The sequence below is a fragment of the Paracoccus sp. C2R09 genome, assembly GCF_018860625.1.
Taxonomy (GTDB): domain Bacteria; phylum Pseudomonadota; class Alphaproteobacteria; order Rhodobacterales; family Rhodobacteraceae; genus Paracoccus.
The window spans coordinates 144245-158452 of the sequence record NZ_JAHKQB010000014.1; the positions used below are offsets into that span (position 1 = coordinate 144245).

Sequence of the window (14208 nt, forward strand, 5' to 3'; positions counted from 1 at the left end):
CGCCCCGCGGCATCGCTTGGTCTGAAAAATTGCGGCATCCGGCCATCCCGGATGCTGCGGGCGCGGTCACTTGCTGTCGTCGCTGCCGAACAGCCCCGCAAGGCCGCGGCTGACAAGGTTGCCGACCTTGGGGCGTGGCTGGGCGATGAAGGGCAGGGGGCGGCAGACCTCCATCGCGGCGATGCCCACGCGGGCGGTCAGGGCGCCGTTCACCAATCCCTCGCCGAAGCGGCGCGAGAGCTTCGCAAGAACGCCGCCGCCCGCGACCGTGTGGATCAGGTCGTCCCCTGCGGCGACGGCCCCGGTCGCGATCAGATGGGTCATCACCGTCCGCGCCAGGCGCCAGCCGCCGACGGCACCTGCGCGACCGCCATAGATCTCGGCCATGCGGCGGATCATGCGCAGGTTCGCGGCCAGCGCCGCCGCGACATCGGCAAAGGCCAGGGGCACCAGCGCGGTGGTCGCGGCGACGGTGCGGGCGGCGGCCTCGATTTCCCGGCGGGCAAGCTGGTCGAGACCCGCCAGAAGCTCGGTCTCGGCATGGGTCAGGACGGTTTCGGCATCGAAGCCTTCGTCCTGCGCCTGTGCCAGCCGGTCGCGCTGCCACTGCATTTCGGGGCGGTCGGCATAGAGCGCGAGCATCCCTTTCGTCACCGCCTTGGCCGCCGTCAGGTCGTCATCGGCCAGCGCGGTCCCTGCCTGCCGCTGCAGCCCGTCGATCCTGGCCAGCCGCCGAAAGGCCCGCCATTCGCGAAACGCAAGGCCAAGCGCGGCAAAGGTGAAGGTCGCGAACAGCGCCACCGCGATCCAGCCCAGCAGCGGGTATCGCGTCAGCATGTCGTTGATGAATTCCAGCGCCGCGACCCCCAGCAGGAAGGTCAGAAGCGCGGCCCCCGCATTGACGAACAGCCGTGTCAGTCGGGACGGGGGCCGCCCGACCAGCCGGGTCACCATCTCCATCGTGCGGGGGCGGGGAAGGGGCCTGTCATCGGCGTCGATGCGCGGCGCGTCGGCGGGGTTCGCGGGGCCGTCCTCCAGCTCGATCAGGACGGGGCCACGCGGGCGCTTGGGCGTGTCGGTCGTCACAGGCGGTCTCCGATCAGGAATTCGGCGGCGCGGTCCAGCCGGACATGGGGTGGCCCGTCGCCCGGACGCGCGGTGCCCGGTGCAGGGGCGAAGTTCATGATGGCGTAATCGTCGTCCAGCCACGCGGACGCGCCCTGGCGCGCGGGGTGCAGCAATTGCCCCGGATCGGCGGGCAGATCGCCCGCATGGAAGGCCGCCTGCCGCCCGTCCAGCAGACGGCCCCGGACCGCGGGCAGTTCCTCGCCCTGGTGGGCGATCATCTCCTCGGTGGTGGCGCGAAGGGCGGCGATGGCCATCGCCTCGGTCCGGGCGCCCTGAAAATCGGCCCGGTCGCGGGCCTCGCGCAGCATGGCGGTCAGGATCGCGGTCAGGCGCGGATGCTGGACATGGTGCAGGTGATCGGCCTTGGTCGCCGCGAACAGGATGCGTTCGACCCGCCGCGTGCCCAGGATCTGCGCCAGCCAGCCTGCGCGTCCGGGGCGAAAGGCCGTCAGGATGTCGGCCATCGCGCGGCGCGTATCCTCGACCGCCTGCGGGCCCTGATGGATCGCGCCCAGCACATCGACCAGCACCACCTGCCGGTCGATCCGCGAGAAATGGTCTCGGAAGAAGGGCCGCACGACGCGGGACTTGTAGGCCTCGAACCGGCGGCGGAATTCGCGGCCCAGCTTGCCGTCCTGCAGATGCGGGGGCAGCGGCGCGAAGGTCAGCGCGGGCGATCCTTCAAGCTCGCCCGGGATCAGGAAACGCCCCGGGGTGCAATCGGCCCAACCGGCCTCGCGCGCGGCGATCAGATGCGCGGTATAGAGATCGGCCAGCCCCTGCGCGCGGGGTTCGGCAAAGGGCGCGCCCGCATCCTCGGCCCCGATGGCGGCCAGGAACGCCTGCGCGCCGGGCCGGTTCGGCAGACGCTCCAGCACCTCGGCGGACCATTGCGCGAAATCGCGTTCCATCAGGCGCAGGTCCAGCAGCCATTCGCCGGGGTAATCCACGATATCCAGGTGCAGGTTGCGCGGCCCACGCAGCCCCGACAGCAGCCCCGAGGATTCCAGCCGCAGCGACAGGCGCAGCTGGCTGACATGTCGCGTGCCCTCGGGCCAATGCGGATCGGGGCCGGTCAGGGCAGCCAGATGGCGTTCGTAATCGAAGCGGGGGATCGTGTCGTCGGGCTGGGGCTGCAGCCAGACGGCCTTGAGCCGCCCGTCCGCCGCCGCCCGCAGCGCATGCATCCGCCCGCGTTCCAGAAGGTTGGCGACCAGCGATGTGATGAACACCGTCTTGCCCGCGCGCGACAGCCCCGTCACGCCCACCCGGATGACCGGATCGCCCAGACCCAAGCCTTCGATCATGTCGCTGCCGATGCCCATGCCTGCCCTTTTCGTTCTGCCTTTTCCAGATAATAGGTATGGCATCGCGACATTGATAGGGCGGGGGCGATTGCAAGCCGCGCGGCAGGGGCGCTATCACGCGGTGATGACCGACAGCTTGCCCATCGACGACGCCCTTCCCGCGCTTCTGGACGCGATGGCCACGCATGGCCGGGCGGTGCTGACCGCGCCTCCGGGGGCGGGCAAGACGACACGCGTGCCGCTGGCGCTGATGGACCGGGTGCGGGGCCGCATCCTGATGCTGGAACCGCGCCGCCTGGCCGCCCGCGCCGCCGCCGAACGCATGGCCGAGACCCTGGGCGAACCGGTCGGGCGCAGCGTCGGCTTCCGCATCCGCGGCGAAGCCGTGCCCGGCACCCGGATCGAGGTCGTGACCGAGGGCATCCTGACCCGCATGATCCAGTCCGATCCCGAATTGCAGGGCATCGGCTGCGTCATCTTCGACGAATTCCACGAACGCAGCCTGAACGCGGATCTGGGTCTTGCCCTGGTCTGGGAGGCACGCGGCGCGCTGCGCGACGATCTGGGCGTGCTGGTCATGTCGGCCACGCTGGATGCGGGCCCCGTGGCCGCGCTTCTGGACGACGCGCCCATCGTCACCTCGGACGGGCGCAGCTTTCCGGTCGAGACGCGCTGGCTGGACCGCCCGCTGCCCGCCGCCGCGCGGCCGCTGGACCAGATGGCCGCCCTGATCGCCCGCGCCGCATCCGAGACGCAGGACAGCGGCGGCACGATCCTGGCGTTCCTGCCCGGAGAGGGAGAGATCAGGCGCGTCGCCGCCCAGCTGGACGGCAAGGGGCACGAGATCGCGCCCCTGTTCGGCGCATTGGACCACAAGGCGCAGCGCGCCGCGCTGGCCCCGCCGGGGGATCGGCGCAAGATCGTGCTGGCGACCTCGATCGCGGAGACGTCGCTGACGATCCCGGGGGTGCGGGTCGTGGTGGACATGGGCCGTGCAAGGCGCGCGCGCTTCGATCCGGGCAGCGGCATGTCGCGCCTGGTCACCGAACGCGCCAGCCGGGCCGAGGCGGAACAGCGGCGCGGCCGCGCGGGCCGCGTGGCCCCCGGCATCTGCTATCGCATGTGGGCACGGACCGAGGAGGGGGGCTTTCCCGCCTTCGCCCCGCCCGAGATCGAGGTCGCGGACCTGACGGGACTTGCGCTGGAACTGGCCTCGTGGGGGGCCGAACCGGGCGATCTGGCCTTTCTGACCGCGCCCCCCGAAGCTGCCCTGGCAGAGGCGCGGTCCCTGCTGGGCGATCTGGGCGCGCTGGATGCGGGGGGGCGCATCACGCCCCATGGCAAGGCGCTGGCCCGCCTGCCGCTGCATCCCCGCCTGGCGCATATGCTGCTGCTGGCCGGTCCGCAGGCGGCTGATCTGGCGGCGCTGCTGTCCGACCGCGATCCGCTTCGCGGCGCACCCGCCGATCTGGCGCTGCGCATGGCCGCCCTGCGCGACCCGTCCGGGCGGCATCCGTTCGAGGTGAACCGCCAGGGTGTGGCGCGCATCAGGCAGGAGACCGCGCGCCTGCGCCGCATGGCGGGCAAGGCGGGGCCGGAAATGTCGCATGGCGCGATGGCGTCGCTGGCCTATCCCGACCGGATCGGACAGCGGCGCAAGGGCGATCTGCCGCGCTATGTCCTGTCGGGGGGCAAGGGGGCCGCGCTCCGCCCCGAGGACCAGTCCGGCAATGCGCCCTTCCTCGTGGCGCTGGACCTGGACGGCGATCAGCGCGAGGCCCGCATCCGTCTGGCCGCGGCGATCACCGAACCCGAGATCCGCGACCTGCATGGCGACCGCATCCGCGAGGTCGAGATCTGCGAATGGTCCCGCCGCGACGGGCGCGTGATGACGCGGATGCAGGAACGGCTGGGCGCGCTGATCCTGTCGGACCGGGCCTGGCCCGATGCCTTGCCCGACCAGATCGCCCGCGCCGCATTGGAGGGCGTGCGCCAGGACGGCATTCCCTGGTCGCGCCTGGCCGCGCGCACGCGGGCCCGGATCGCGCTGGTCCCCGAACTGGGCCCGGTCGATGACGAAACGCTGCTGGCCGATCCCGAATGGCTGCTGCCCTGGCTGACCCGGATCCGCAACCGGGCCGATCTGCGCGCGCTGGACTTGACCGAGGCGCTGAAGGCCCGCATCGGCTGGCAGGGCCAGCAGCTTCTGGACAAGGTCGCGCCCGCGATCTTCGTCACGCCCCTGGGGCGGCGCGTGCCGATCGACTACGATGCCGAGGACCCCTCGATCGAGGTCAAGCTGCAGGAGATGTTCGGCGTGACGCGCCATCCGGTCGTGGGGGGCAGGCCGCTGCGCGTGGCGCTTCTGTCGCCGGCGGGGCGCCCGGTGCAGGTGACCATGGACCTGCCGGGCTTCTGGGCCAGCAGCTATGCCGATGTCAGGAAGGACATGCGTGGCAGGTATCCCCGCCATCCCTGGCCCGAGGATCCGACCGAGGCCGACCCCACCACCCGTGCCAAGCCGCGCGGGACCTAGTCCACGCCCCGGATCAGCTTGCGGTCCAGCACGCGCAGGACCTGGCCCAGGTCGTGGCCGCGCTTCAGGATCTGCCCGTCCATCCCGATCACGGCATAGGCGCCCTGGGCGTTCCGCAGACGCGGGCGTTTCTCGATCCGGTAGAGCGGGTGTTCGGTCGCGCGACGGAAGACGCTGAAGACCGCCACGTCCTTCAGGAAGGACATGGCATAGTCGCGCCATTCGCCGGCAGCGACGAAGCGGCCATAGGTGGACAGGATCAGACCCAGTTCGCGGCGGTCGAAGACGACGCGGTCGGGATCGGCATGAAACGGCGGCGTGGCGTTCATCATGACGGAATGGTGACAGCCCCGCCGCCGCAAATCAATGGATCAATAGCAGGCGACCTTCTCGATGCGGTCGTTCGGGGCATATTCGATGTTCAGCCGGTCGGGACGGAAATCCGCGGTCACGGCATCCTCGGGGCCGATGACGCGGGTACCCAGGGGAAAGTTCATCTTCTCGAGCACGGAACGCGGCTGGCCGACCAGCCCCTGATAGCCCGCGGCCCCGCAGGCATCCACGGGTTCCTCGGGTTGCGCCACGGGTTCGCAGGCGGCCAGGACGCCCAGCAGGGGCAGGAGGAATGCGATCTTCTTCATGGTGTCATCCGCAATCGACATTGGTGATGGTGCCTGCCGCGTCCAGACGGAAGACGACCCGGTTCGGATCGTAATCCTGCGGCTCGATCCCGCGATATTCGACCACGCGATAGGTCTTTTCCACCCCGAGCGACGGGATCGAGCTGCCCGGCTGGCCGATGGCACTGCGGAAGGCCTGCGCCTTGCACAGATCGGGCTTGCGTTCCTCGAGCCCGTCGATGCCGTTCGCGGCGGTGGGCACGTTGGCTGCGGGGGCCGGGATCGCCGCGGTCTGCGCGTATTCCGTGCCCGCATAGGGATCGCCCACGGCAGGGGCATAGCCGGGCGTGGCCGCCGGCTGATAGGGTTGGTATCCCTGCTGCGCCTCCACGCCAGCCGCCGGGTATTCGCCCGCCACGGGGGGCGTGCGCGAGAATGTCGATGCGCAGGCGCCAAGCGCCAGCAGCGCCGCCCCGCCCATGATGACATGGCTTTTCATGTGATCTCTTCCTGCCGATACTGCCCTGCAGGGCGCTTGGCTGCGCCCGGTTTATCGCGGCATGATACGCGGCGGGACCCGGTCTGAAAAGCGCCTGCGCAAGGTCAATCTCACTCGGCCGCGGTGGGCCGGGCGGCGCGCACCATCAGGAACAGGCTTGCGACCTCTTCGGCGGTGTGGCGGATGCGGTCGGCATCGGGGGTGTGGCCCAGAAGCGCCCGGTGGGTCGGAATGCCCCCCAGCATCGAGGCGACGGTGCGCGACGACCGTTCGGTGTCATGGGGTTCCAGGCTGCCCATCAGGACCCAATGATCGATCTGGGCACGGATCGGTTCGACCAGGGTCGCTTCGCGCAGGCGAAGATAATTGGTCACGCAATCGGGAAAGCGATGCGCCTCGGCGATGGCTAGGCGATGCAGGCGGATGCTTTCGGGCGACAGCTGCCAGGTCAGGATGTCGGCAAGAAAATCGGCCAGGTAGTCATGCGGGGAATCGTCCACCGGGGCGACGTCCATCCGTGCCTCGAAAACCTCGGCGGCGCAGGCGCTCATGACCTCTTGGAACATCAGCGACTTGTCCGAGAAGTAGGTATAGAGCGTGGCCTTCGACACATGGGCCGCGCGTGCGATGTCGTCGACACTTGCGCCCGCGAAACCGTCACGAAGGAAGATGGCGGAAGCACCTCGGCGGACCTGTTCGAACTTGCGGCCCCGGGTAATCTCCCTGGCAGAATTTGGCATATCAATCTTCTTCTGAAACTTCGTAACGCGATATAATTAGAGCCGGGCCCTATTTGTTCCCCCAAAACGGGCTCCCGCAGGACTGGGCAAGATTTCACCGGTCGGACGATTACCCATGATTAATATTTGTGCAGGTCCGAGTCGATCCCCTGTGGCAGCTGCGGCGGAAACCCCCTAGCTTGGCGGCGCCATACCAGCAAAACGCACCACTGCAGGAGGATAGCGCCCATGGCCCACCAGCTTCTCTCGTTCCGCGATTCGGTCGATCAGATGTTCACCAAGGCCGCCGGCCTGATGGAACTTTCGCCCGGGCTCGAGGAAAAGATCCGGGTCTGCAACTCGACCTATGTGGTGCGCTTCGGTGTCAGGCTTCGTGGCCAGATCCACACCTTCACCGGTTACCGCGCGGTCCATTCCGAACATATGGAGCCCGTGAAGGGCGGCATCCGCTATTCGCTGGACGTGAACCAGGACGAGGTCGAGGCGCTGGCCGCGCTGATGACCTACAAATGCGCGCTGGTCGAGGTGCCGTTCGGCGGCTCCAAGGGCGGTTTGTGCATCGATCCGCGCGCCTGGAACGAGGATGAGCTGGAACGCATCACCCGCCGCTTCACCTACGAGCTGTCGCGCCGCAACCTGATCTCTCCGTCGCAGAACGTGCCCGCCCCCGACATGGGCACGGGCGAGCGCGAGATGGCCTGGATGGCCGACGCCTACAAGCGCCTGCATCCCGACGACATCAACGCCAAGGCCTGCGTCACCGGCAAGCCGCGCCATGCCGGCGGCATCGACGGCCGCGTCGAGGCGACGGGTCGCGGCGTCCAATACGCGCTGCGCGAGTTCTTCCGCCATGACGACGTGATGAAGAAGGCCGGGATGACCGGCGATCTGTCGGGCAAGCGCGTCATCGTGCAGGGTCTGGGCAATGTCGGCTATCACGCCGCGCAGTTCCTGTCGGCCGAGGACAAGTCGCTGGTCACCTGCGTCATCGAGCGCGACGGGGTGATCCGCAATCCGCAGGGCATCAATATCGACGCGCTGCGCGGCCATATCCGCGCGACGGGTGGCGTGAAGGGCTTTGCCGGCGGCGATTTCACCGAGGACGGCCTGCGCGCGCTGGAAGACGATTGCGACATCCTGATCCCCGCCGCGGTCGAAAGCGTGATCGACGCGACCAATGCCGACCGCATCCGGGCCAAGCTGATCATCGAGGCCGCGAACGGTCCCGTCACCGCCGATGCCGACCGCATCCTGCGCGAGAAGGGCATCGTGATCATCCCCGACATGTATGCCAACGCGGGCGGCGTGACGGTGTCCTATTTCGAATGGGTCAAGAACCTGTCGCAGATCAGCCTCGGGCGGCTGGAGCGTCGCCACGAAGAGGCCCGCGCCCGCATGATCGTCGAGGAACTGGAGCGCCTGTCGGCCGATACCGGCCTGAACTGGACCCTGTCCAAGGGCTTCAAGGAAAGCTTCCTGACCGGCGCGGACGAACTGGAGCTGGTGCGCTCGGGTCTGGACGACACGATGCGCGAAAGCTTCAAGAAGATGAAGGAGGTCTGGGTGAACAACGCCCGCGTCGACGACATGCGCACCGCCGCCTATGTCGTGGCGATCCGCCGGATCTCGAACGTCTACAACTCGCTCGGGCTGTGATTAGTCGCGCGGGGCCGCGGCGCGGCGCAGGCGGTCATTGATCGCCGCGCCAAGCCCCCGCTCCGGGATCGGCGCGACCGAGATCGCCCGACCTTCCGCATCCGCGCGGCGCAGCATGTCGAACAGGCGGGCGGCGGCCTCGGACAGGTCGCCGCTGGCCGACAGGGTGAAGGGGCCCGGCCGACCGAAGGCGATATGCGTCTCGTGGGGCAGGGGATCGGTGGCTTCCAGCCGCAGGGCGGCGTTGGGCGCGTAATGGCTGCTCAGCTGACCCGGCGCGTTCGGGCGCGACGGATCGCCCTGGTGCTGCGCAAGGGGGGTGCCCAGCACGGTCGCGATATCCTCGGCCGCGATGCCGCCCGGACGCAGCAGGGTCGCCACGCCGTCGGGCCAGCCCAGGATCGTCGATTCCACGCCCACCGCACAGGGGCCCGCATCCAGAACCGCGGCGATGCGCCCGTCCAGCCCGCCATCGGGCGACAGGACGTGATCCGCGCTGGTCGGGCTGATCCGGCCCGATGCATTGGCCGAGGGCGCGGCCAGCGGCCCGCCGAAGCGGCGCAGCAGGTCGCGCGCCGCCGGATGGGCCGGCACGCGCAGCCCGATCGTGTCCAGCCCCGCCGTCACCAGCGACGCGATCCCCGCATCCCCGCGCAGGGGCAGCACCATTGTCAGCGGCCCCGGCCAGAAGGCATCGGCCAGCGCACGCGCCTGCGGGGGCAGGTCCGCGATGGCCGCCGCCGCCTGTGCATCCGGGACATGCACGATCAGCGGGTTGAAGCTGGGCCGCCCCTTGGCGGCATAGATGCGCGCGACCGCCTGGCCCTGCCGCGCGTCCGCGGCAAGCCCGTAGACCGTTTCGGTCGGGATCGCCACGCATTCGCCCGCCGACAGCAGTTCCGCCGCCGTCGCGATGCCGGTCCGATCTGTGTTCAGCCTGAGGGTGTTCATCCGTGACGCGGGGTTTCGGTTGAGCCGGTTTCGTTGGCGGCCCAAGATGCCGCTGAACGCATTTGATAGTCGCGCCGGCCCCGGATGCCAAGGCGCATGGAGGAGACCCCGATGACCTACAAGGCGCCGGTCGCGCAGATCGACTTCATCCTTCGCCATGTCGTGCCCTTCGCGGATGTCGCCGCGACCGAGCGTTTCGCCGAGGCGACGCCCGAAACGGCCACCGCGATCCTGGACGAGGCCGGCAAGCTGTGCTCGGAGGTGCTGGCGCCCCTGAATGTCGCGGGCGATCACACCCCCGCGCGGCTGGAGAACGGCGTCGTCAGGTCCTCGCCGGGCTTCGCGGAAGGGTTCCGGGCGATCGCGGATGGCGGCTGGGTGGGCGTCTCGGCCGATCCCGAATATGGCGGCATGGGCCTGCCGCAGGCGCTGAACATGTCGGTCGCGGAAATGATGTCGGGCGCGAACCTTGCGCTGCAGCTGAACCCGCTGCTGACCCAAGGGCAGATCGAGGCGCTGGAACATCACGCCAGCGACGATCTGAAGGCCCTGTATCTGCCCAAGCTGATCAGCGGCGAATGGTCGGGCACCATGAACCTGACCGAACCGGGCGCGGGCAGCGATGTGGGCGCGCTGGTCACGCGCGCCGAACCCGCGGGCGACGGCACCTATCGGATCACGGGACAGAAGATCTACATCACCTGGGGCGACAGCGACGTCACCTCGAACGTGTGCCACCTGGTGCTGGCCCGCCTGCCGGGGGCGGACAAGGGCACGCGGGGCATCAGCCTGTTCATGGTGCCGAAATTCATTCCCGACGATCAGGGCGAACCGGGCGTGGCCAACGATCTGAAGGTCGTCAGCCTGGAAGAAAAGCTGGGCATCCACGGCAGCCCGACCTGCGTGATGTCCTATGACGGCGCGACCGGCTGGCTGGTCGGGGCGGAAAACAAGGGCATGGCCGCGATGTTCACGATGATGAACTGCGCCCGGCTGGGCGTCGGCATGCAGGGCGTGGGCGTGGCCGAGGCCGCGCTGCAGAAGGCCGTCGCATATGCGCAGGATCGCGACCAGATGGGTCGGATCATCGGGCATCCCGACGTGCGGCGCATGCTGGCCACCGCCCGGGCCGAGGTCTTCGCCGCCCGCGCCATCGGGCTGGCCTGCGCGACGGCCATCGACATGCAGCGCGCGACGGGCGATGCCGATCACGCGGCCCGCGCGGCCTTCCTGACGCCCATCGCCAAGGCCTATGGCACCGATCTGGGCATCCGCGTCGCCGATATGGGCGTGCAGGTCCATGGCGGCATGGGCTATGTCGAGGAGACGGGTGCCGCGCAATATCTGCGCGACGTGCGCATCACATCGATCTACGAGGGGACGAACGGCATCCAGGCGATGGATCTGGTCGGGCGCAAGCTGTCGGACAATGGCGATGCGGCGATGCGCCTGCTGGACGAGGTGACGGACGGCGCAAGATCCGCGCAATCCGTCCATCCCGACATGGCCCACCAGCTGTGGCAGGCCGCCGAGACCCTGCGAGAGACGACGCTGGCGCTGCTGGATCGCCCGCTGCCGGACCGTTTCGCGGGGGCCGTCGCCTATCTGAACGCCTTCGCGCGGGTGCTGGGCGGGCATTACCATCTGCGCGCCGCCCTGCGCGGGAACGGATCGCACCTGGCATTGGCGCAGGTCTTCATGGCCCGCGTCCTGCCGCGCAATGCAGGCGACATCGCCGAGGCGCTGGCGGGCCTGTCCGATCTGAGCGCGATCGGCGACGATGCGCTGATGGGCGATTTCGCGGCGTGATCCGCACGCCCTTCGACACCCCGCCCGAGGAAGGCGCGGCCATCGAGGTCGCGCCCGGCATCCTGTGGATGCGCCTGCCCCTGCCGATGCGGCTGGATCACGTCAACGTCTATGCGCTGGACGACGGCGACGGCTGGACGGTAATCGATACGGGCTTCGACAGCAGGCGCGGCCGCGCGATCTGGGAAGGGCTGTTGGCAGGACCGCTTGGCGGGCGGCCCGTCACCCGCGTGATCGGCACGCATCACCATCCCGACCATATCGGCCTTGCGGGTTGGCTGATGGCCACGCAGGGCGCATCGCTTGCCATGACCCGCACCGCCTGGCTGATGGCGCGGATGCTGATCCTGGACGATCAGGCCCGCCCGCCCGCCGAATCGCTGGGCTTCTGGCGTCGTGCGGGGATGCCGCGCGAATTGCTGGACAAGCGCGCCGCGGAACGGCCCTTCAATTTCGCCGACGTGGTCCATCCGTTGCCCCTGGGGTTCGAGCGCCTGTCCGAGGGGCAGGTGACCCGCATGGGCGGGCGCGACTGGCGCGTGGCCATCGGGCATGGGCACGCACCCTGCCACGCGACCTTCTGGTCGCAGGATGACGGGCTGGTCATCGGGGGCGATCAGCTTCTGCCCTCGATCTCGCCCAATCTGGGGGTCTATCCGACCGAACCCGGCGCCGATCCGGTGGGCGAATGGCTGGAAAGCTGCGAAAGGCTGCTGCCCCTGGCCCGGCCCGATCAGCTGGTCCTGCCGGGGCACAAGCTGCCCTTTACCGGGCTGCCCTTCCGTCTGCGCCAGCTGATCGACAACCACCGCACGGCGCTGGACCGGCTGGCCACGGCACTGGCCGAACAGCCCCGCAGCGCGGTTGATTGCTTCGATCTGCTGTTCCGCCGCCGCATCGGCGAGGGGGAATTCGGCCTGGCCCTGGTCGAGGCCGTCGCCCATCTGAACCGGCTGGGGCGTGACGGGCGTGCAAGGCCTGTGGGCGAAAGGGACGGCGCGGTGCTGTGGGGGGCGTGACAGGGCAACGCGCTTGGGCTATCGCAGGGATGGATACTGACCAAGGGGGGCAGGAATGGCCGATCTCGACAACAAACCCGAAGCCACTCAGGGCAGCATGGACGTCACGCCGCAGAAGCGGGCCTTCGCCGGCCTGATGAGCGGCATCACCTGGGTGACCATCGGGTCGCTGGTGGTGCTGGTGTTCCTCGCGCTGACCAACCTGTAAGGCCGGCGATGAAACGCAGGACCTTTCTTGCCGCCTCGCTTCCGGCGGTTCTGGCCGCATGCGGTGCCGACAACGTCTTCGCCCCCGACGAGGCCGTGCGCGCCGCGCGGTTCGTCTCGTCCGAGCCGCCCTCGATCACGCTGTTCACCGTGATCGGCATTCCGCGCGGGCAGGGCGGGCATTCCGCATTGATGATCAACGGCAGCCAGCGGGTCATCTTCGACCCGGCGGGCAGCTGGAACCATCCGCGCATTCCCGAACGGCACGACGTGCTCTACGGGATCACGGACAACTACAAGCGCTTCTACATCGACTATCACGCCCGTTCGACCTGGTGGGTGGCCGAGGATACCATCCCCGTCACGCGCGAGGTGGCCGATATCGCCATCCGCAGGGCCGAGGCGCATGGCCCCGCCAACAAGAGCTTCTGCGCGGTATCGGTGGGCAGCGTCCTGCGCGATGTTCCGGGCTTTGGCGATGCGCCGCGCGGCTTTTCGCCCCTGAAGCTGCGCGACTGGTTCATGTCGCGCCCGGGCGTGGTGTCCAGGCGCCATCAGGACGGCGATCCCGCGAATAATCACGACGTCCTTCTGCAGCAGAAGGACGGCACGATCACGGGTTATCCCAGAACATAGAGCATCAGCGCCAGCGTTCCGCCCCCCGCGGCGATGGCGGCCAGCACGTTGTGGGTCCACAGCCCCGCGATGACGGTCGCCGCCGCCGCGGCCATTCGCGCGGGGTCGGGTTCGCCGCCTGTCGCGGCGGGCCAGACGACCAGCGGCGCGACCAGCGCGGGCAGCACCGCCACCGGGGTATAGCGCAGCAGCCGCAGCACCCATTCGGGCAGGTCGCGCCCGCCCAGCACCCCCAGGAACGACCAGCGGATCAGATAGGTGCCGACGCCCAGGATCAGGATCACGGCCCAGACGGTCAGATCGGATACGGGCATCTCAGATCTCCTTCGGGGTGGTGCGCGTCTCGACCACGGCGCCCGCGATCATGCCCAGGGGGGCCGCGATCAGCAGGCCCAGCCCCGAGGGCAGCCCCGCCAGCAGCAGCGCCGACAGGATGGCGGTGAAGCAGGCCGCCAGATGCGCGGGCGTGCGCAGCATCGGCGCGATCATGGCAAGGAAGGTGATGGGCAGCGCGAAATCCAGCGCGATGCCTTCGGGCATGGCATTGCCGATCACCGCGCCGACCCCCGTCGCGATCATCCACGGAATGCACAGCGGGGTCACGCAGCCCGCGAAATAGGCCAGCCGCTGCGGCATGCTCAGCCGGGGGTGGCGTTCGTAATGCTGGATCGACAGGGCATAGCTCTGATCGATCAGGACATAGGCGATCCAGGCCTTGTGCCTGCCCGCCGCATTGCCCAGCCACGGCACGAGCGAGGCCGAATACATCGCCATCCGCAGGTTCACCGCCAGCGAGGACAGGATGACGATGATCGCGGGCGCATTGTCCGACATCAGCTGCACGGCCGTGAATTGCGACGCACCCGCCAGCACGAGGACCGAGAAGCCCATGACCTGGGCCAGGTCCAGCCCGGCCTCGGAGGCGACGACCCCGAACAGCAGCGCAAAAGGAACGATCACGATCAGGAAGGGCAGCGACTGCCACATCCCGTGCCAGAACGCCTGCCGCGGCGTCCGTGCCAGGGCGCGGGCGGTGATCGGATCGGCGGTTTCCTGCGCGGGATCCGGGCGGGGTTCCGGGGTCGGTGACATGGGGCTTT

The 14208-nt window shown here is 69.1% G+C and carries 15 protein-coding genes; 6 read left to right on the plus strand and 9 right to left on the minus strand.

Features of this window, described 5'->3' with window-relative positions:
* Window positions 1–66: 66 nt before the first annotated feature.
* Window positions 67–1086, minus strand: coding sequence for a YcjF family protein (locus KO490_RS04745; RefSeq protein WP_216018249.1), 1020 nt, complete (start codon window positions 1084–1086; stop codon window positions 67–69).
* A complete protein-coding gene (locus tag KO490_RS04750) occupies window positions 1083–2453 on the minus strand; it encodes a YcjX family protein (RefSeq protein WP_216018250.1) in 1371 nt (456 codons plus the stop codon). Before KO490_RS04750 ends, KO490_RS04745 begins: the two co-directional genes overlap by 4 nt.
* A gap of 106 nt (window positions 2454–2559) precedes the next feature.
* On the opposite strand from KO490_RS04750, the gene hrpB reads away from it, so the two are divergent.
* On the plus strand, window positions 2560–4971 hold the full coding sequence (hrpB, locus tag KO490_RS04755; RefSeq protein WP_216018251.1) for an ATP-dependent helicase HrpB: 2412 nt from the start codon (window positions 2560–2562) through the stop codon (window positions 4969–4971).
* Here the strand turns inward: hrpB and KO490_RS04760 are convergent.
* The 4 genes from KO490_RS04760 to KO490_RS04775 form a co-directional block, all read right to left on the minus strand.
* A complete protein-coding gene (locus KO490_RS04760; protein WP_216018445.1) occupies window positions 4968–5300 on the minus strand; it encodes a DUF2794 domain-containing protein in 333 nt (110 codons plus the stop codon). The genes hrpB and KO490_RS04760 overlap by 4 nt on opposite strands.
* 42 nt (window positions 5301–5342) lie before the next feature.
* Complete coding sequence (locus KO490_RS04765; protein WP_216018252.1) at window positions 5343–5612, minus strand: I78 family peptidase inhibitor; 270 nt, start codon at window positions 5610–5612, stop codon at window positions 5343–5345.
* A gap of 4 nt (window positions 5613–5616) precedes the next feature.
* Entirely contained in the window at window positions 5617–6090 is a 474-nt protein-coding gene (locus KO490_RS04770) for a hypothetical protein (protein WP_216018253.1), read from the minus strand.
* Between the two features lie 110 nt (window positions 6091–6200).
* Window positions 6201–6830, minus strand: a complete 630-nt coding sequence (locus KO490_RS04775; RefSeq protein ID WP_216018254.1) for a TetR/AcrR family transcriptional regulator — start codon at window positions 6828–6830, stop codon at window positions 6201–6203.
* Window positions 6831–7058: 228 nt separating this feature from the next.
* On the opposite strand from KO490_RS04775, the gene KO490_RS04780 reads away from it, so the two are divergent.
* Window positions 7059–8486, plus strand: coding sequence for a Glu/Leu/Phe/Val dehydrogenase (locus tag KO490_RS04780; protein WP_216018255.1), 1428 nt, complete (start codon window positions 7059–7061; stop codon window positions 8484–8486).
* Here KO490_RS04780 and KO490_RS04785 read toward each other — a convergent pair whose 3' ends face one another.
* Window positions 8487–9437, minus strand: coding sequence for an L-threonylcarbamoyladenylate synthase (locus KO490_RS04785; protein WP_216018256.1), 951 nt, complete (start codon window positions 9435–9437; stop codon window positions 8487–8489).
* Window positions 9438–9548: 111 nt separating this feature from the next.
* On the opposite strand from KO490_RS04785, the gene KO490_RS04790 reads away from it, so the two are divergent.
* From KO490_RS04790 to KO490_RS04805, 4 genes are read left to right on the plus strand one after another with little or no spacing between them, the layout of a single operon-like run.
* Complete coding sequence (locus KO490_RS04790; RefSeq protein ID WP_216018257.1) at window positions 9549–11246, plus strand: acyl-CoA dehydrogenase; 1698 nt, start codon at window positions 9549–9551, stop codon at window positions 11244–11246.
* Window positions 11243–12265 (plus strand): MBL fold metallo-hydrolase, encoded by a 1023-nt coding sequence (locus KO490_RS04795; protein ID WP_303462828.1) that lies wholly within the window; start codon window positions 11243–11245, stop codon window positions 12263–12265. The genes KO490_RS04790 and KO490_RS04795 overlap by 4 nt, the downstream gene beginning before the upstream one ends.
* A 55-nt stretch (window positions 12266–12320) precedes the next feature.
* Window positions 12321–12473 carry an aa3-type cytochrome c oxidase subunit IV gene (locus tag KO490_RS04800; RefSeq protein ID WP_216018258.1) on the plus strand — a complete coding sequence of 51 codons (153 nt, stop codon included), beginning with the start codon at window positions 12321–12323 and terminating at the stop codon, window positions 12471–12473.
* A gap of 8 nt (window positions 12474–12481) precedes the next feature.
* Window positions 12482–13108 (plus strand): hypothetical protein, encoded by a 627-nt coding sequence (locus KO490_RS04805; RefSeq protein ID WP_216018259.1) that lies wholly within the window; start codon window positions 12482–12484, stop codon window positions 13106–13108.
* Here KO490_RS04805 and KO490_RS04810 read toward each other — a convergent pair.
* Together KO490_RS04810 and KO490_RS04815 are read right to left on the minus strand one after the other, a co-directional pair.
* Complete coding sequence (locus KO490_RS04810; protein WP_216018260.1) at window positions 13093–13422, minus strand: AzlD domain-containing protein; 330 nt, start codon at window positions 13420–13422, stop codon at window positions 13093–13095. The two genes, KO490_RS04805 and KO490_RS04810, sit on opposite strands and share 16 nt — an antisense overlap.
* Before the next feature lies 1 nt (window position 13423).
* Window positions 13424–14200, minus strand: a complete 777-nt coding sequence (locus KO490_RS04815) for an AzlC family ABC transporter permease (protein ID WP_216018261.1) — start codon at window positions 14198–14200, stop codon at window positions 13424–13426.
* Window positions 14201–14208 lie beyond the last annotated feature (8 nt).